The organism is Kineococcus siccus, assembly GCF_009906795.1.
GTDB lineage: Bacteria > Actinomycetota > Actinomycetes > Actinomycetales > Kineococcaceae > Kineococcus > Kineococcus siccus.
Map to the genome: position 1 here is coordinate 1 of NZ_JAAALN010000091.1, position 16,087 is coordinate 16,087.

The window sequence follows — 16,087 nt, forward strand, 5'->3', positions numbered from 1 at the left end:
CCGCCGGTGGTGGCGACGCCGGAGGCGGCGCGGGGTCTGACCCGCCGGCCTAGCCGACCGGGCGGTTGCGGTACCGGCCCACGAGCTCGGGTGCGGCGACCTGCATCCGCACGGGCGGCAGCCCGGCCGCGAGCAGCTCGAGGTCGTCGCAGACCATGTCGCCGATCGCGGCGAAGGCCTGGGGGATCCCGCCGGCCCGGTGCGGCGACAGCACGAGGCCCTCGAGGGCGCGGGCGCGGTGCCCCGGCGGCAGCGGCTCGACCGGCCAGACGTCGACGGCGGCGAGGAACCTCCCGGCCGCCACGCGGTCGAGGAGGGCGTCGAGGTCGACGACCGCGGCCCGGCTGACGAGCACGAGGCGTGCCCCCGCCGGCAGCAGGTCGAGCTCCGCAGGCCCCAGCAGGTGCTCCGACTCCGCCGTCACGGTCGCCAGGACGAACACGAAGGTGCTGCGGGACAGCACGTCGGCGAGCGGGGCGGGTTCCACGCCCGCGTCGCGAAGCACCGCGGCCGGCAGCCAGGGGTCGAAGGCGCGGATCGTCGCGTCGAAGCCGGTGAGCACGCGGCGCAGGCTGCGCCCGAGGTTGCCGTAGCCGACGAGGCCGACGTCGGCGTGGCGCAGCAGCACCGCGTCCGCGGTCCCCGCGGCGACGTAGCGCTCGGTCCCCGCCCGGAACGCGCGGTCCTCGCGGCTGATGCCGCGCGCCAGGTCCAGGGCGAGCCCGAGGGCCATCTCGGCCACGGCGTCGGCGTAGGCGGGCCCGCAGCCCAGGACGCGGACCCCCTGCGCGTGCGCCTGCGCGTAGTCGACGTTGGGGAAGAAGTTCCCCTCCACGTTCACGACCGCGCGCAGCTCCGTCGCGCGGGCCAGCCGCCCGGCCGGCAGGTCGGGCTGGCCGACGACGGCGAACGCGCTCGGCAGCACCGCGTCGAGCGCCGCCTCGCCGTCGTCGCCGGACAGGTCGACCACCTCGAACCGCTCGTGCAGCCGGGCCAGGGCCCCCGGGGTGAAGATGCGGTCCAGGCGCTGGGGCGCCGGGCGGAGCACGACGACGGGCTGGGCGGTCACCCGGCCATCCTGGCGGCTCTGCGAGGCTCGGGCCATGAGCGATCGGGTGCTGCGGGCCGAGGCCGTCCTCTTCGACTGCGACGGGGTCCTCGTCGACTCCGACGCCAGCGTCACCGCCGCCTGGTCGCGGTGGTCGCGCGACGAGGGGCTCGACCCGGTGGCGGTCGTGGCGCAGGTGCACGGCCGGCGCGCCGCCGACACCGTCGCCGCGCTCGTCGCCGCGCGGGGACGGGCCGCGGCCCTCGAGCGCATCGACCGCTACGAGCTGGAGGCCGCGGCCGAGGTGACCGCGGTGCCGGGGGCGGCGGAGCTGACCGCGGCGCTGCCCGCCGGGCGCTGGGCCGTCGTCACGTCCGGGACCCGGGCGCTGGCCACGGCCCGCCTGGCCGCGGCCGGCCTCCCCGCCCCGGCCGTCGTGGTCACCGCCGACGACGTGCGGGTGGGCAAGCCGGACCCCGAGGGCTACCGGCTGGCGGCCCGCCTCCTCGGTGTCGAGCCGGGGCGCTGCGTGGTCGTCGAGGACGCCGCGTCCGGGGTCGCGGCCGCCCGGGCCGCCGGTGTGGCGGCCGTCGTGGGGGTGGGGAAGCGCGCGCTCGCCACCGACGCCGACGTCGTCGTCCGCGACCTGCGGGAGGTGGACCGCGTGGAGGCGGCCGCCGGGGTCCGGGGCGCGGACGGTGCGGACGTCGCGGGTGGTGCGGACCTCCGGCTGCGGGCCGGCCGCCTGCGCTGAGGCGGACGGCTCGCGCCCGGCCTCGCCCCGTGTGACGAGCGCCACATGCGTGCGGCCGTGAGGTCCGGGCCGCCGGGGACTCCCACCCGGGGACCGCGCACCCGCTCCCGCGGGTGCGACCCACCGGGTGAGGAGGAGTCGCCGTGCACCGCACACCGCCCAGCAGCGCCCCGGACTGGCCCGTCGCCCTGCCCGACGTGCTCGCCGAGCTCGCCGTCCGCGACGAGGTCGTCGTCGACCTCGGGGAGCGGGGGAGCCTCGTCGTGCGCCACCGGCCTCGCCCGGCCGCGGCCTGCCGCGCACGGGGGAGCGAGCTCCCCGCGCTCAGCCGCCGCGACGAGGACGTGCTCCGGCTGGCGGGCACGGGGCTGCCCGCGACCGGCATCGCCGAGGTCCTGGGCCTGAGCCTCGGCGAGGTCGCGGCCCGCCTGGTGGCCGTCCGCGCCGCCTTCGGCGTGAGCAGCACGGCCGCCGCCGTCGCCGCCGCGCGCACCCCCGCGAGCCGCGGCGGCGCTCAGAGGTAGTGACCCGTGAGCGCGGACGGCCGCCACCGGCCGTCCGCCACGACGTCGAGGAGCCGCTGCGTCGTGAGGTCGCGCCCGTGCGACAGCACGGCGCGGCGCACCACCTCGCGCAGGTCGGCGCCGGAGACGCCGGGCGGCAGGCGGGCCGCGACGGCCGTGGTGTCGACCGCGTCGCCCGCGACGTCGCCGAGGTAGCGGTCGAGGATGCGCGCGCACGCGGTCGGGTCCGGCGGGTCGAGCTGGAGGACCGCGTCGAAGCGGGCCGAGCGCGTCGCGGCGGCGTCCAGCGCGCCGGGGTCGTTGGTGCTGGCGATGGTGAGGACGTCGGTGTAGACCTCGGTGCCGTCCAGGACGGCGAGCAGGTCGGCGAGCGCCGTGCCCCGCGCCCCCGCCTTGCGGTCGCCGAGGTAGAGGTCGACGTCCTCCAGCACGACGACGCAGGGCCCCAGGTCGGACGTCTCGCGGTAGACCTGGCGCAGCACCGAGGAGGCCGCGGCCGCGTCGACGATGATCACGGTGAAGCGGCCCGCGAGCTCGCGCGCCACGACCCGGCTCAGGGCGCTCTTGCCCACGCCGGGCGGCCCGGCCAGCAGGACGCCGCGGTTCGTGCCGAGGCCCAGGTCGCGCAGCAGGGGAGCGCGGGTCGTCAGGGCCGCGACGTTCGCGTCGACCTCGGCCCACACGTGGGCGGGCAGCACGAGGTCGTCGCGGCCGCCCGGCCCGAGCGACGTCGGCTGCAGCCGCAGCGGCAGTCGGGCGTCGGCGTGCAGCACGCGCCCGCGGTAGAAGCCCTTGTCCCGGCGGGCGGTCGCGAGCACCTCGTCGGTGAGGGCGCGGGCGGCCGGGTGGTCCTCGGGGCGCGAGAGCACGCGCAGCGACGCGGGCTCGGGCTCGTAGTCGTGCTCGACCAGCTGCACGACGACGTCGGCCCCGGCGGCCGTGCCCGCCGGGAAGAAGGCCGCGGCCGAGGTGGGCACCGAGACGTGCTCGCCGTCGAGGTCGATGCGGTGCCACGTGGGCGCCTCGTCGTCGACGACGGGGCCGAGGACCGCGGAGTGGGCCGCCACGAGGTCGGCCAGGGCGGCGCCGACCGACACCGACTGGGTGTGGGTGAGGTCGACGCGCTCCACGACGAGGGACGTGTGCGGCCGGCCGAGGTGCACCTCGAGGAAGCCGCTCGCCGTCGAGGTCGTGGAGGTCTGGCCGGTCAGCAGCTCACCCAGCACGGCCAGGGCGCGGCGGACGGCGGGCGCCTCGCCCGCCAGCCGGTCCGCGAGGGACGGCGGGGCGGCCGCGGGCGGGGAGGCGTCGGGGTGCATCCCCCCGTCCTACCCTGCCCGGCGCCGCGGCGGCGACGGGCCGGGTGCGCAGGAGGGTGCTCCGACGGGCGGCTCAGGCGGGCGCGAGCGCCAGCTCGACCGTCGCGAAGGCGTGCGGCGGGAGGTCGACGACGAGCGAGGTCCCCTCCCGGCGGGCGCCGTCGAAGGCGACCGGGGCCACGGCCCGCGGGTCGGCGGCGGTGTTGTGCGCCTGCAGCGTCGGGGCCGTCAGCAGGGTGGCGGCGCCCACCGTCCACGCGCGGCCGCGCAGGTCCAGCGTCACCGTCGCGGGCCGCTCGACGTCGAGGTTGGTCAGCGACACCAGGGCGGTCCCGGTCCCGGATGCGTCGGTGTGCGAGCTCACCGAGGTCGTCAGGGTCCGGTAGGAGCCGGCGCCGCTCTCGTGGCGGGCGTCGTCCGCCGTCACGTGCACGGGGTGGCTCGTCGCGTCCTGGTGCCCCTTGTTCATCGCGAACACGTGGTAGGTCGGGGTGAGGACCAGGTCCGGGCCGTCGGTGAGCAGCACGGCCTGCAGCACGTTGACGGTCTGCGCCAGGTTGGCCATGACGAGCCGGCGTGCGTGGGCGTGGAACACGTCGAGGTGGACTCCCGCCACGAGGGCGTCGCGCAGGGCGTTCTGCTGGAAGAGGAAGCCCGGGTTCGTGCCCTCCTCGACCTGCCACCAGGTGCCCCACTCGTCGCAGACGAGACCGATCTCCGCGTGCGGGTCGTAGGCGTCCATGACGCGGCTGTGCCCGGCGACGATCTCGTCCATGCGCCAGGCGTCGACCATCGTGCGGTGGTAGTCGTCGACGTCGAAGCGCGTCGCGGAGCCGGCCTTCTGGGGCGAGCCGCCCAGCGTGTAGTAGTGGAAGGACAGCGCCTGCCAGGGCGCACCGCGCTCGTGGCGGCGGCCGCCCAGGGCGGCGACGGACCGCATCAGCGTCTCGGTCCACGCGTAGTCGTCGCGGTGCGGGCCGGCGGCGATCCGGTAGAGCCGGTTGCCGTCGTGGTCGCGGCAGTAGGTGGCGAACTGGGCGGCGAGCCGCGCGTACTGCTCGTCGGTCATGTGGCCGCCGCAGCCCCACGGCTCGTTGCCGACGCCCCAGAACGGGATCCGCCACGGCTCGTCGCGGCCGTGCAGCTGGCGCAGGCGGGACATGGGCGCGTCGCCCGAGCGCGTCAGGTACTCGACCCAGTCGCTCATCTCGGCGACGGTGCCGCTGCCGACGTTGCCCGCGACGTAGGGGTCGGCGCCCAGCAGCTCGCACAGGTGCAGGAACTCGTGGCTGCCGAAGGAGTTGTCCTCCACGACGTCGCCCCAGTGGGTGTTGACCATCGTGGGGCGCTGCTCGCGCGGACCGACGCCGTTCAGCCAGTGGTACTCGTCGGCGAAGCAGCCGCCGGGCCAGCGCAGGTTCGGGACGGCGAGCGCCCGCAGGGCCGCGACGACGTCGTCGCGCAGCCCGGCGGTGTTCGGGACGTCGGAGTCCTCACCCACCCAGAAGCCGCCGTAGATGCACCGGCCGAGGTGCTCGGCGAAGTGCCCGTACAGGTGGCGGCTGATGACGGGGCCGTCGACGTCGAGGTCGACGACCCCGGTCAGCGCCGGGTGGGTGAGGCGCACGTCAGCCCTTCAGGCCGGTGCCGGCCACGCCCTCGACGATCCGCTTCTGGAAGAAGAGGAAGAGGATGACCAGCGGCAGGGCGCCCATGATCGAGGACGCCTGGATGTCCGAGTAGCGCTGCCCGAACGAGCCCTGCACGGTCGCGAGGCCGACGGGGATCGTCATGAGGTCCGGGTTGGACACCACGAACAGCGGCAGGAGCAGGTTGTTCCACACGTTGACGAACGTGAGGATGCCCATGGCCGCGAGGACGGGCTTGGACAGCGGCATGATCACCGAGCGGTAGATCCGCCAGTACCCGGCGCCGTCGAGGCGCGCGGCCTCCTCCATCTCCACCGGCAGGCCGTCGAAGAACTGCTTGAAGACGAAGACCGCGATGACCGCGGGCACCTGGGGCAGGATGACCGCCCAGTAGGTGTTCAGCAGGTTGACGGCGCCGAGGCCCTCGAAGATCGGCACGACGAGCACGGTGCCGGGGATCATGATGCCGGCGAGCATGAGCGCGAAGACGATGTTCCGTCCCCGGAAGCGCATCCTCGAGAGCGCGTAACCCGCCATGGACCCGAAGAGCAGCGTCAGCGCCACGGTCACGGCCGAGGTGATGAAGCTCGCCAGGTACCAGTTCCAGATGTCCCCGCCGCGCATGAGCGTCAGGTACGAGGCCAGCGTCGGGCTGGTGTCCGCCAGGATCGCCGGGGTGCCGAGGGCCGAGACGGCGTTCGACGTCAGCGACGTCTTGAGCGCCCACAGGCTCGGGATCAGCCAGATGATCGCGAAGACGCCCAGGACGACGCCGCACACGATGTTGAAGGTGCGGGTGGAGTTCTGCGACGAGTTCTGCGCCCCGCGCGCCGCCGGGGCGGCGGCCGAGACGCCGGAGCCCTTGCGGCCCCCTCCGACCGTGGTGGTGGCCATCAGGCGGTCCTCTCCTGGTTGCGCTCGAGCAGCTGCCGGATGATCGCGATCGCGAGGATGACGATGAAGAGCAGCACCGAGGCGGCCGACGCCGCACCGCTGCGGAAGTCGGTGAAGGCGGTGTTGGTGATGAGGCCGAGGGCGACCTGCGTCGACGTGCCGGGCCCGCCGGAGGTCATCAGGTAGACCTGGTCGAAGACCTTCAGGCTCGCGATGATCTGCAGCACGACCACGAGCGAGGTCGTCCGGCTGAGCAGCGGGATGGTGATGTAGCGGATCTGCTGCCAGGGCGTCGTGCCGTCGATCGCGGCCGCCTCGTACAGCTCCCGCGGGATGTCCTGCAGTCCCGCCAGGTACAGGATGAAGTTGAAGCCCAGGGTCCACCAGATCGTGGCGACCGCGATGCCGATCATGGCGCTGCTCGGGTCCGCCAGGACCGGGGTCGGGATCGCGTTGCCGAGCCAGGTCTGGAGCTGCGCGAAGAGGCCGTTGGTCGGGGCGAAGATGAACACCCAGATCAGCGAGATGGTCGCCGACGGCAGGATGAAGGGCACGAAGAACGCGAGCCGGAAGAACCACTGCCCGCGGCGGACCCGGTTGGCCAGGACCGCGAAGACGAAGGCGAGCACGACCAGCGGCGGGGTCGTGTAGAGGGTGAACTGCAGCGTGTGCCACATGCTCGACCAGAACTCGGGCTTGGTGAGCATCTCCTGGTAGTTCGCGAACCCGGCGAAGCTGCCGAGCCCCGACTTGGCGATGCTCGTGTTGAAGAAGCTCGAGATGAACATGTAGACGGTCGGGGCGACCAGGAACAGGACGAAGAAGATCCCGAAGGGTGCGAGGAACAGCCACGCGGGCTTGTTCTCCGGGAAGCCCACGCCGCCCTGCTGCTTGGAGCTGACGGCCGGGCCGCGCAGCGGCGCGATGGTCGGGGTGCTCACCGGGAGACCTCCAGAGGGGCGGGGGTGGTGTTCGCGGCGGTCCGCACGGCGCTCACAGCGGGTTCGCCGTGTTCGCGTAGGTCTCCAGCTGCGAGCGCATGCTGGCCAGGGCGTCCTGGGGGCTCGAGAGGCCCTGCTGGACGAGGCCGATCGCGGCCCCGACGATGGTCTCGAAGTTGGAGCCCGAGCCGGAGTACCAGGCGGGGGAGTCGTACTCGGCCACGTCGGCGGCGGCGGAGTAGTCGGCCTGGGGCTCGAGCGCCTTGTACTCGGCGCTCTCCAGCGTGGGCAGGTAGCTCGGGACGTGACCGCCCTGCGCCCACGTCATGCTCTGGTCGAGCATCGACTTGATGAAGCCCATGGCGCGCTGCATCTGCGCCTCGGTGCGCTCCATCCTCGGCAGGATGAAGGTGTGCGAGTCGGCCTGGGCGGCCGGCTTGTCGAAGATCGTGGGCACGGGGACCATGCCGAAGCGCAGGCCCTCGATGCCCTGGGCCGTCGTGATCTCCCACTCGCCCTGCAGGTAGAAGGCCGACTTGCCCGTGAACATCTCCGTCTGGCTGCCGGCGTAGTCCGACGCCTTGTTGATCAGCCCGTCCTGCGCCAGCTTGGCGATGTACTCCAGGGTCGAGACGACCAGGTCGTCGTTCATGGTGATCTCGGTGCCCGACTCGGACAGGAACTGCGTCGCCCCCTCGCGCTGGGAGTACAGCGTCTGGAAGAAGCGCCACGGGGTCGCGAACTCGTTGATGTTGGCCACGCTGAGCCCGACGCCGCCGGTGGCCTGCTTGGCGGCCGTCAGGGCGGCCGCGAAGGCCTCCTGCCCCTCGATGGGGGCCAGCTTCCCGTCGGGGCCGAGCAGACCCGCCTTCTCGCAGACGTCGACGTTGTAGAACATCACGAAGGGGTGGGTGTCGAGCGGGACCACCCAGTCCTGGCCGGCGACCTTCTGCGCCTCCCACACCTTCTGGTTGAAGTCGGCGGAGGTCAGGTCCACGAGGCTCAGCATCTCGGCGGTGATCGGGGTCAGCAGCCCCGCCTCGGCCAGGTTGGACGCCCGGGTCAGGTGCGCGACCGCGACGTCCGGCGGCTTGTCGCCGATCGTGGCCAGCGACACCTTCGTGTAGTACGGGTTGCCCCACGCGAAGGTGGCGGACTGCAGCGAGCCCGGGCCGGTGTCGGCCGCGTACTTGTCGAGCATCGTCTGCAGCCGGACCCCGTCACCGCCGCCGAAGAGGTTCCAGAAGGTGAGCGTCTCGGGGTTCAGGGGCGTCCCCGCGAGGCCGGCCGCGAGCGGCGAGCTGCAGCCGGAGAGCGTGGCGGCGGCACCGAGGCCGCCCGCGGCGAGTCCGCCGCGCAGCAGCGACCGGCGCGACAGGCCACCTGCCGAAGGAGAAGTGTTCACGCGAGTTCGATCCCTGCCCTCGTTGGCCGTGGAGTGGGTGCGGCCGAGTCTCGGCCGGTGGTGCGGTGGTGCGGCGGCGGGGGCGGGGGTGCTGCCCGTGCTCCGGTGCACAGGGTGGGCACCCGGCGCTCCCGTCGGGATGGGCGGGACGCTAGCACCTGCTTTGCAACGCTGCATAGAGTTCGCGCCGCAGGTCAGCGGCGCCCGCGCGACGCGGCGGCCCCGCCCGCGGGGGTGACGACCGGGCGGACCACCGGGGCCGCCCGCGGGGGCCGCGTCACCCGGTCGGTCACCCGTCCGGGCGTGCCGGCCGTCGGGATCCCCGCTGTCGTCACCCACCGTGGCGCCAGGCGTGCGCACGGCGGTCCCCGGTCGGCGTCTGGGGTCACAGCAGCCCGGGGTCGATGCACTGGGCATGCCGTCGATCCGCTGCCCCCGCCTCCTGACGCCGCTGCTCGCCGCCCTGCTGCTCCTGCCCGGCGCCCAGCTCGCCCTGGCCCCGTCCGCCGCCGCGGCCGAGGTCCTGGCCCCCGTCGTGCCGGCGGCCACGCAGGAGCAGCAGATCCTCGCGGGCCTGAACGCCCAGCGCGCCGCCGTGGGCGTCGCCCCGCTGCAGCTGGACGCCGGGCTCGACGCCGTCGCGCAGCGCTGGGCCGACCGCCTGGGCCAGGGCGACGGCATGAAGCACAACCCCGACCTGGGCGCGCTGCTGGCCGGGTACGGGCAGTGGGGCGAGATCGTCGCCACGGCCGACATGTCCAACCCTGACAGCAAGGGCCTGGAGAACGGGGACCTGGCCGTGCGGAGCTGGATGGGCTCGCCGCCGCACCGCTCCGTCCTGCTGGACCGCAAGTTCGCCACCGCGGGCATCGGCACCGTCTACACCCGCACCACCTCGGGCGGGCGCGAGGTGTGGCGCTCCTACTGGGTCGTGGACTTCGGCAGCGCCCGGCCCGCCACGGCGCTCGTCCGCTCCAACGGCGACGGCTCGCAGAGCTACGCGGGCGTCCCGGTCCGCGGCGCCCTGCTCGGCGCCTACCGCGCCCAGGGCGCGAACGTCGGGCCCCTGGGCCTGCCGACGGGGCCGGAGTTCGGTCCGCTGCGGGCCGGCGGTCTCGGCCAGCACTTCCAGGGCGGTTCGCTCTACGCCGGCCCCGGCGGCGTCCACGCCGTCCGCGGCCCCGTGCGCGACCGCTGGGCCGCGACCGGCTGGGAGAACGGGCTCGGGTACCCGACCTCGGGCGAGTTCGGCATCCGCGGTGGCACCGCCCAGCGCTTCCAGGGCGGGATCGTCTACGCGGGCCCGGGCACGGGCGCGCAGGTCGTGCGGGGCGCCATCCTCGACGCCTACGGCGCCACGGGCTTCGAGACCGGCTTCCTCGGGCTGCCGACGCACGGCGACACCCCCGTGCGGGGCGGTGCCTTCACCCACTTCCAGGGCGGGTCGGTCTACTTCAGCGCCGCGACCGGCACCCACGTGGTCCGCGGTGCCCTGCGGGACGCGTGGGCGCGCAGCGGCTGGGAGACCGGGCGCCTGGGGTTCCCGCGCGGCGCGGAGCACCCCGTCGCGGGCGGCGTCCGGCAGGACTTCCAGGGCGGCTCGCTCACCTACTCCTGGTCGACGAAGCAGACCACCCTCGGCTGAGCGGCGGGCGTAGGGTCGCGGAGCATGGAACACCGACGGCTCGGCCGGTCGGGACTGCGGGTCTCGACGCTCACCCTGGGGACGATGACGTTCGGCGGGGCGGGCGCCTTCGCCGCGGTCGGTTCCGCCGACGTGGCGCAGGCGCGCCGGCAGGTGGACATGGCCCTGGAGGCGGGCGTCACGCTCTTCGACACCGCGGACATGTACTCCGACGGCCTGAGCGAGGAGATCACCGGCGAGGTCCTCGAGGGCCGCCGCGACGACGTCCTGCTCGCCACCAAGGCCCGCATGGTGGTCGGGCCGGGCGCCAACGACGGGGGCGCCTCCCGCCACCACCTGGTGCGCTCGGCCGAGCGCAGCCTGCGGCGGCTGCGCACCGACCACATCGACCTCTACCAGATCCACGAGTGGGACGGTCAGACCCCGCTGGAGGAGACGCTGGAGGCGCTCGACACGCTCGTGCGCTCGGGCAAGGTCCGCTACGTCGGCGCGTCCAACTTCACGGGCTGGCAGCTGATGAAGGCGCTCGCCACGGCCGACGCCCACGCCTACCAGCGCTACGTGAGCCAGCAGATCCACTACACGCTGCAGGCCCGCGACGCCGAGGCCGAGCTGGTCCCGCTGTCCCTGGACCAGGAGGTGGGCATCCTCGTCTGGAGCCCGCTCGCCGGCGGGCTGCTGTCCGGCAAGTACCGCCGCGGGGTCGAGGCGCCCGCGGGCTCGCGGCACCTGGGGGAGTGGAACGAGCCCCCCGTGCACGATGAGGAGAAGCTGTACGACGTGGTCGACGTCCTCGTCGACGTCGCGCAGGCGCACGGCGTCTCGGCGGCGCAGGTGGCGCTCGCGTGGCTGCTGGGCCGTCCGGGGGTCACGTCGCTGGTGATCGGCGCGCGCACCGACGAGCAGTTGGCGGACAACCTCGCGGCGGCGGACCTCGTCCTCGACGCCGAGGAGCGCCGGCGCCTCGACGAGGTGAGCGCGGAGCCGCTGCGCTACCCGCACTGGCACCAGGCGGCCACGGCGGCGGACCGGCTGAGCGCGGCCGACCTCTCCCTGCTGGGGCCGCACCTGGGGGCCTGACGGGGCGCCCGGAGGCTCCCCGCGGTTCGACGGGCGTCCTGGCCGCGCGGCCCTAGGATCCTCGGAGGGACGCGCGGCCCAGACCTCGCCACCGCGGACCGTCCGCTGCAGCACGTGCAGCGGCGCGATCCTCCGGAGGTCTCCGCACCATGCACGGCAGCAGTCAGCCCGGTCTCCCCGGCCCGCAGGTCCTCCCGGCGGAGGGCGGAGACCGGTCCTCCCGCGGCGCCCCGCCCGGCGACGCGACGAACGGCGACGCCACGAACGGCGGCGCGACGCGGGACCTGGCCGCGGAGAACGCGGCCCTGCACGAGGAGCTGGACCGGCTGCGGGAGGAGGTGCTCCAGCTGCGCGCCGCGCTGTCCCGCCGTCCCACCATCGACCTCGCGAAGGGTGTCGTCATGGCCATGACCGGGCACGACGAGGACCAGGCCTTCCGCGAGCTGTCGCAGATCTCGCAGACCCACAACGTCAAGCTGTACGACCTCGCGTCCGCGCTGCTCGCCGACCTGCCGGCCGTTCGCGCGTGCGGCGGCGGGCTGCTGCAGCGCGACTGGGGCGGCACGTCGTGAGCGCCCCGCGGCCGCTCGTGCTGCACAGCGACCCCGCCGACGGCGCCCGGCACGCCCTCGCCGCCCTGCCCGGCGACCTCGCGCCCGCGCTCGCGGCGGCGACCGGGGCGACCGTCTCCGTGCTGCCGCCCGTGCAGGCCGCGTCGCCCGACGACCTGCTGCGCGGCGCGGCCGGGCACGGCAGCGACCTCGTGGAGCTGGCGCGGGAGCACGACGTCGTCCAGGCGCTCGACGTGCCCGCGGCCGCGGCCGCCCTCGCCGCGCGGCGCCTCGGCGGGCCTCCCGTGCTGGCCCGCGTCGCGCTCGCCGGTCTGCCCCTGGACGGGAGCACGCACCGCTCCGTGGCCGCGCTGGCCCGGGGAGCCGACGCGGTGCTCGCGCCGTCCGCCGCGCACGCCGACCTGCTCCGCCCGCTCACCGGGGTCCCGGCCGTCGAGGCGCTGCTCGAGGCCCTGAGCGCCCACGAGCTCGCCGCGCAGGACGGCGGCGCGCACCCGGTCGACCCCTCCGGCGCCCCGCGCCTGCTCGTCCTCGGCGGCGCCCCGTGGAGCCGGACGGTGCTCGGCGGGCTGCTGCGCAGCGTCGTGGAGGACCGGGACCTGCGGGTCAGCGTCACGGGCTCGCCCGACGACGCCCCCGCCCGGGCCCTGCGGGCGGGCGCGGACCGCCTCGGCGTGGCCGACCGCGTCGAGTGGGCGGGAGAGGTCGAGGGCAGCGCCCTGCGCGAGCAGCTCGACGCCGCCACCGCCGTCCTCGACCCGGGCAACTCCACCGACGCCACGCGCGTGCCGCTCGCGGCGATGGCGCGCGGGCGGGCCGTCCTCGCCCCCGCCCGTCAGGCCGCGGCCGACGTCGTGGTCCCGGGCGTCACGGGAGCGCTCTTCGGCACGGGCGACGAGCGCTCCGTCGCGCGGACCACGCTCGCGACGCTGCACGACGGTTTCCGCTGCAGCGCCTACGGAGTGGCCGGCGCGGACCGCCTGCGCTCGCGGTTCGCGGCCGACCGCGTCCTGCGTGCGGTGCAGGAGTGCTCGGCCGCCCTCGCGGGGACGCCCGACTCGCGCACCGCCTGACTCGGTGCTCTGCTAGGCCGCGGTGGTCGAGAAGCGAGCCACTCCGTGACCACTCCCGGAGGACCCATGCACCCCACCCGGCGTCTGGCGCCGTCCAGCTCCCCGTCGTCGCCCGGCGCGACGCCGGGGGTCACCGGCCCGACGGACCCCGACGAGCTGGTCCTCGCGCACCTCTCCCTCGCCCGGTCGCTCGCCCTGCGCTACCGCGACCGCGGGGAGTCGCTCGACGACCTGGTCCAGGTCGCGTGCCTGGGCCTGGTCAAGGCGGCGCACGGGTTCCGGCCGGAGGAGGGCAACTCCTTCACCGCGTACGCGGTCCCCACCATCACCGGGGAGATCCGCCGGCACTTCCGCGACCACGGCTGGGACATCCGCCCGCCGCGGCGCCTGCAGGAGCTGCGCGCGCTGCTCGTCGTGGCGGAGCAGGAGCTGCAGCAGGAGCTGGACTCCGCGCCCACCGACGAGGCTCTCGCGGAGCGCCTCGGCACGTCGGTCGCGGAGCTGCGCGAGGTCCGCCGCGCGTCCGCCGCCTACTCCGCCATGTCGATCGACACCCCGGTCGGTGGCGACGGCGAGGCGACCGTGGCCGACTCGCTCGCCGACGAGGGCGACGCCATCGGCGGCGTCATCGACGGCGCGGCCGTGCGCCCCCTGCTGGCGGCCCTGGCCCCGCGCGACCAGCGCCTGCTGGCGCTGCGCTTCTACGGCGACGCGACCCAGCAGCAGATCGCCGACGAGCTGGGCGTGACCCAGATGCAGGTCTCGCGGCTGCTGACCTCCTGCCTCGGCCGGCTGCGCAACCAGCTCGCCGCCTGAGCGTCCCGCCGGGGCCCCCGCCTGGGCCTCCGCCTGGACCCCCGCCGGCCTCACACGCCGGTGCGGGAGCTCGTGGCGCGCCGGGCGCGCAGCGGGGCCGACCCGGTGCCGGTGTGCTCGGACATCCCCTCCAGGAGCTCGCGCAGGGCCTCGCCCGAGGAGTGCCGCGGTGCCCAGCCCAGCTCGCTGCGGATGCGGTCGGTGTTCAGCAGCGGCACCCCCAGGGCGAGGTCCAGCCAGCCCTCCTGCACCGGGTGGACGTGGGCGAGGTAGGTCGCCTTCACCGCGGCCCGGGCCACCCGGCGGTCGACCGGCACGATCCGGCCGGCCCGCATCGCCAGCGCGAGGTCGCGGCCGCCGAGCACGGGCTCGTCGGCCACGTTGAAGGGACCGCCCGCGCGGGCCTCGACGACGCGGACGAGCGCGTCGGCCAGGTCGTCGGCGTGCACCAGCTGCACCCGCAGCCGGCGGGGCAGGGGCAGGACGGGCAGCGGGATCCGGCGCAGCAGGCGGGTCGGCGCCAGCGCGCCGACGAAGTAGCGGGCGATCTCGCTGCCGGCGTCGCGCTGGAACACCAGGGCCGGCCGGACCCGGGCGACGGTCAGCTCGGGGTGGGCGCGCTCCACCTCGTCGAGGTGGGCCTCGACCGCGGCCTTCTCGCGGGAGTACTGCGACCCGGCGATGCCGGCCGCCGACCACGACTCGTCGACGCGCGAGTCGTCGTGCGGGTGCTGGGCGTAGGTGCCGACCGACGAGACGTGCACGAGGTGGCCGACGCCCGCGGCGAGGGCCGCCGCCACGACCGCCTTCGACCCGCCGACGTTGACGCGCGTCAGCTCCGCGGGGCGGCGCCCCGGCTGGATCAGCCAGGCGAGGTGGACGACGACGTCGCAGCCCTCGAAGGCCGTCCGCAGGGCCCCCGCGTCTGCGGCCACGTCGCACGCGACCCACTCGACGCCGTCGTAGGGCGCGCCCGCGTCGGCGGGGGGGCGGCGGCAGAGACCGACCACGTCGTGGTCCGTGCCGGCCAGCCGGCGCAGCAGGGCGGTCCCGACGTTGCCGGAGGCTCCGGTGATGGCGATGCGCATGGGTCCATGCCTACCCCACCTGCGGCGGGGCAACCCCCGCAAGCCCGTCCAGGACCTCCTGGGCCACCTCGCGCAGCGGGCGCCGGCTGCTGCGCGCCCGCTTGCGGAGCTGGTCGAAGGCGTGGTCGGGGTGGACGCGGTGGCGTTCGGCCAGCACCCCCTTGGCCTGCTCCAGGACCACGCGGCTCGCCAGCGCCTCCTGCAGCTGGGCCTGCACGCGGCGACCCTGCGCCACGTGCTCGAGCTGGCTGAGCCCGACGGCCCCGAACGACGCCAGGGCGCGCACGACGTCGGCCTGCGCGGTCGAGAGGAGGCCCGGGCGGTGCAGGAACAGGTTCAGCGCCCCGATGGTGCGCTCGGGCGTCGTCAGCGGGACCGTGTGGACGGCGCTGATGCCCTGGGCGACGGCGGTGCGGGCGAAGTCCGGCCAGCGTCGCCGCATGTCCTCCGGGTCGGGCGAGGCGCCGGGGGAGGCGGTGCGGAAGCACTCCACGCAGGGACCCTGCTGGGTGGTGAGCTGGACGAGCTCGACGCTGCGCGCCTCGTCCGAGGTGCACGCGAGGAGGCCCAGCGAGCCCGTCCCGTCGTCCACGACGAGACCGACGGCGTCGGCGCCCAGGAGCTGCCGGCAGTGCCGCACGAGGCGGTCGGCGAGGTCGAGCGGCTCCCCGTGCGCGGCCAGCACCTGCGCCACGTCGTCCATGGCGGCGGCCACCTCGGCCGCCACGAGCCCGTCGACGCCTGGTTCCTGCACGCGTCCCCCTCCAGCGGCCACCCCCGGTGCGCGGCGGGCGGTCGGCGACCGGCGTCCGCAGCCGGGTGGGTCCTCCACCCTGCCAGCGGGCGTGCCGGTGCGCGCGGCGGGCCCTCACCTCGCCGGGGTCAGCCCGGGGGTTCAGCCCAGGAACGTGGCGGGGTCCGGCCCCGAGCGCCGGCGGCGCAGCACCGGGCGCGGCGCGCGGCAGCGCGCCTCGAGGGAGTCGACGCGCGCGGCGTTCTCGGCCAGGGCCTCGTCGTCGGCGGCGACCTCGAGCAGGTCGAGCCGTTCGTCGTAGGCGGCGCGCAGCTCCGCCAGGAGCGGTGCACCGGTGGGGGCCGCGCGCAGGTCGATCACGCGCTGGCCGGGCTGGGCGTTGCGGATGCTGTTCACGGCGACCTCGAACTCGTCCTCGAACTCGGGAGGACGCGGACCGTGGTGGGCTGCGTCCTGTCCTGCCGGATCCATGCCACCACAGGGTGCGGCGAGCGGCAACGCGGTGCGCGGCGGGCGGTCTCGCGA

The 16,087-nt window shown here is 75.4% G+C and carries 16 protein-coding genes; 7 read left to right on the top strand and 9 right to left on the bottom strand.

What is annotated here, in order from left to right:
• Positions 1-49: 49 nt before the first annotated feature.
• A complete protein-coding gene (locus GTR02_RS11630) occupies positions 50-1,069 on the bottom strand; it encodes an NAD(P)-dependent oxidoreductase (protein ID WP_205709099.1) in 1,020 nt (339 codons plus the stop codon).
• A 34-nt stretch (positions 1,070-1,103) separates the two neighbouring features.
• Between GTR02_RS11630 and GTR02_RS11635 the strand changes: the two genes are divergently transcribed.
• A complete protein-coding gene (locus GTR02_RS11635) occupies positions 1,104-1,802 on the top strand; it encodes an HAD-IA family hydrolase (RefSeq protein ID WP_166607663.1) in 699 nt (232 codons plus the stop codon).
• Between the two features lie 143 nt (positions 1,803-1,945).
• Positions 1,946-2,326: a helix-turn-helix domain-containing protein gene (locus GTR02_RS11640; protein WP_166607664.1), complete on the top strand. Its 381-nt coding sequence runs from the start codon at positions 1,946-1,948 to the stop codon at positions 2,324-2,326.
• Here the strand turns inward: GTR02_RS11640 and GTR02_RS11645 are convergent.
• From GTR02_RS11645 to GTR02_RS23125, 5 genes are all read right to left on the bottom strand, one after another.
• Complete coding sequence (locus GTR02_RS11645; protein WP_166607665.1) at positions 2,317-3,645, bottom strand: ATP-binding protein; 1,329 nt, start codon at positions 3,643-3,645, stop codon at positions 2,317-2,319. The genes GTR02_RS11640 and GTR02_RS11645 overlap by 10 nt on opposite strands.
• Positions 3,646-3,718: 73 nt before the next feature.
• Positions 3,719-5,272, bottom strand: coding sequence for an alpha-L-arabinofuranosidase C-terminal domain-containing protein (locus GTR02_RS11650; RefSeq protein ID WP_166607666.1), 1,554 nt, complete (start codon positions 5,270-5,272; stop codon positions 3,719-3,721).
• Between the two features lies 1 nt (position 5,273).
• Positions 5,274-6,188 carry a carbohydrate ABC transporter permease gene (locus tag GTR02_RS11655; RefSeq protein WP_166607667.1) on the bottom strand — a complete coding sequence of 305 codons (915 nt, stop codon included), beginning with the start codon at positions 6,186-6,188 and terminating at the stop codon, positions 5,274-5,276.
• Positions 6,188-7,129 carry a carbohydrate ABC transporter permease gene (locus GTR02_RS11660; RefSeq protein ID WP_338073758.1) on the bottom strand — a complete coding sequence of 314 codons (942 nt, stop codon included), beginning with the start codon at positions 7,127-7,129 and terminating at the stop codon, positions 6,188-6,190. The genes GTR02_RS11655 and GTR02_RS11660 overlap by 1 nt, the downstream gene beginning before the upstream one ends.
• Before the next feature lie 52 nt (positions 7,130-7,181).
• Positions 7,182-8,534 (bottom strand): extracellular solute-binding protein, encoded by a 1,353-nt coding sequence (locus GTR02_RS23125; protein WP_338073759.1) that lies wholly within the window; start codon positions 8,532-8,534, stop codon positions 7,182-7,184.
• Positions 8,535-8,949: 415 nt separating this feature from the next.
• Between GTR02_RS23125 and GTR02_RS11670 the strand changes: the two genes are divergently transcribed.
• From GTR02_RS11670 to GTR02_RS11690, 5 genes are all read left to right on the top strand, one after another.
• Positions 8,950-10,179 (top strand): CAP domain-containing protein, encoded by a 1,230-nt coding sequence (locus GTR02_RS11670; RefSeq protein WP_166607669.1) that lies wholly within the window; start codon positions 8,950-8,952, stop codon positions 10,177-10,179.
• Positions 10,180-10,203: 24 nt separating this feature from the next.
• Entirely contained in the window at positions 10,204-11,259 is a 1,056-nt protein-coding gene (locus GTR02_RS11675) for an aldo/keto reductase (RefSeq protein ID WP_166607670.1), read from the top strand.
• Between the two features lie 149 nt (positions 11,260-11,408).
• Complete coding sequence (locus GTR02_RS11680) at positions 11,409-11,831, top strand: ANTAR domain-containing response regulator (RefSeq protein WP_166607671.1); 423 nt, start codon at positions 11,409-11,411, stop codon at positions 11,829-11,831.
• Positions 11,828-12,904 carry a glycosyltransferase gene (locus GTR02_RS24420; protein WP_166607672.1) on the top strand — a complete coding sequence of 359 codons (1,077 nt, stop codon included), beginning with the start codon at positions 11,828-11,830 and terminating at the stop codon, positions 12,902-12,904. Before GTR02_RS11680 ends, GTR02_RS24420 begins: the two co-directional genes overlap by 4 nt.
• A 66-nt stretch (positions 12,905-12,970) precedes the next feature.
• Positions 12,971-13,720: a sigma-70 family RNA polymerase sigma factor gene (locus GTR02_RS11690; protein ID WP_166607673.1), complete on the top strand. Its 750-nt coding sequence runs from the start codon at positions 12,971-12,973 to the stop codon at positions 13,718-13,720.
• 50 nt (positions 13,721-13,770) lie between these two features.
• Here the strand turns inward: GTR02_RS11690 and GTR02_RS11695 are convergent, their stop codons facing one another.
• From GTR02_RS11695 to GTR02_RS11705, 3 genes are all read right to left on the bottom strand, one after another.
• The gene (locus GTR02_RS11695; protein WP_166607674.1) at positions 13,771-14,808 is read right to left on the bottom strand and encodes an NAD-dependent epimerase/dehydratase family protein; all 1,038 of its coding nucleotides are present in this window, start codon (positions 14,806-14,808) and stop codon (positions 13,771-13,773) included.
• A 10-nt stretch (positions 14,809-14,818) separates the two neighbouring features.
• Positions 14,819-15,562, bottom strand: coding sequence for an ANTAR domain-containing protein (locus tag GTR02_RS11700; RefSeq protein WP_166607675.1), 744 nt, complete (start codon positions 15,560-15,562; stop codon positions 14,819-14,821).
• Positions 15,563-15,703: 141 nt separating this feature from the next.
• Positions 15,704-16,033: a hypothetical protein gene (locus GTR02_RS11705; RefSeq protein ID WP_166607676.1), complete on the bottom strand. Its 330-nt coding sequence runs from the start codon at positions 16,031-16,033 to the stop codon at positions 15,704-15,706.
• Between the last annotated feature and the right edge of the window lie 54 nt (positions 16,034-16,087).

Bases quoted from the DNA above. Each gene is read 5' to 3' on its own strand.
- GTR02_RS11635 (WP_166607663.1), top strand. From the start codon at position 1,104: ATGAGCGATCGGGTGCTGCGGGCCGAGGCCGTCCTCTTCGACTGCGAC.
- GTR02_RS11645 (WP_166607665.1), bottom strand. From the start codon at position 3,645: ATGCACCCCGACGCCTCCCCGCCCGCGGCCGCCCCGCCGTCCCTCGCG.
- GTR02_RS11655 (WP_166607667.1), bottom strand. From the start codon at position 6,188: ATGGCCACCACCACGGTCGGAGGGGGCCGCAAGGGCTCCGGCGTCTCG.
- GTR02_RS11670 (WP_166607669.1), top strand. From the start codon at position 8,950: ATGCCGTCGATCCGCTGCCCCCGCCTCCTGACGCCGCTGCTCGCCGCC.
- GTR02_RS11675 (WP_166607670.1), top strand. From the start codon at position 10,204: ATGGAACACCGACGGCTCGGCCGGTCGGGACTGCGGGTCTCGACGCTC.
- GTR02_RS11680 (WP_166607671.1), top strand. From the start codon at position 11,409: ATGCACGGCAGCAGTCAGCCCGGTCTCCCCGGCCCGCAGGTCCTCCCG.
- GTR02_RS11690 (WP_166607673.1), top strand. From the start codon at position 12,971: ATGCACCCCACCCGGCGTCTGGCGCCGTCCAGCTCCCCGTCGTCGCCC.
- GTR02_RS11695 (WP_166607674.1), bottom strand. From the start codon at position 14,808: ATGCGCATCGCCATCACCGGAGCCTCCGGCAACGTCGGGACCGCCCTG.
- GTR02_RS11705 (WP_166607676.1), bottom strand. From the start codon at position 16,033: ATGGATCCGGCAGGACAGGACGCAGCCCACCACGGTCCGCGTCCTCCC.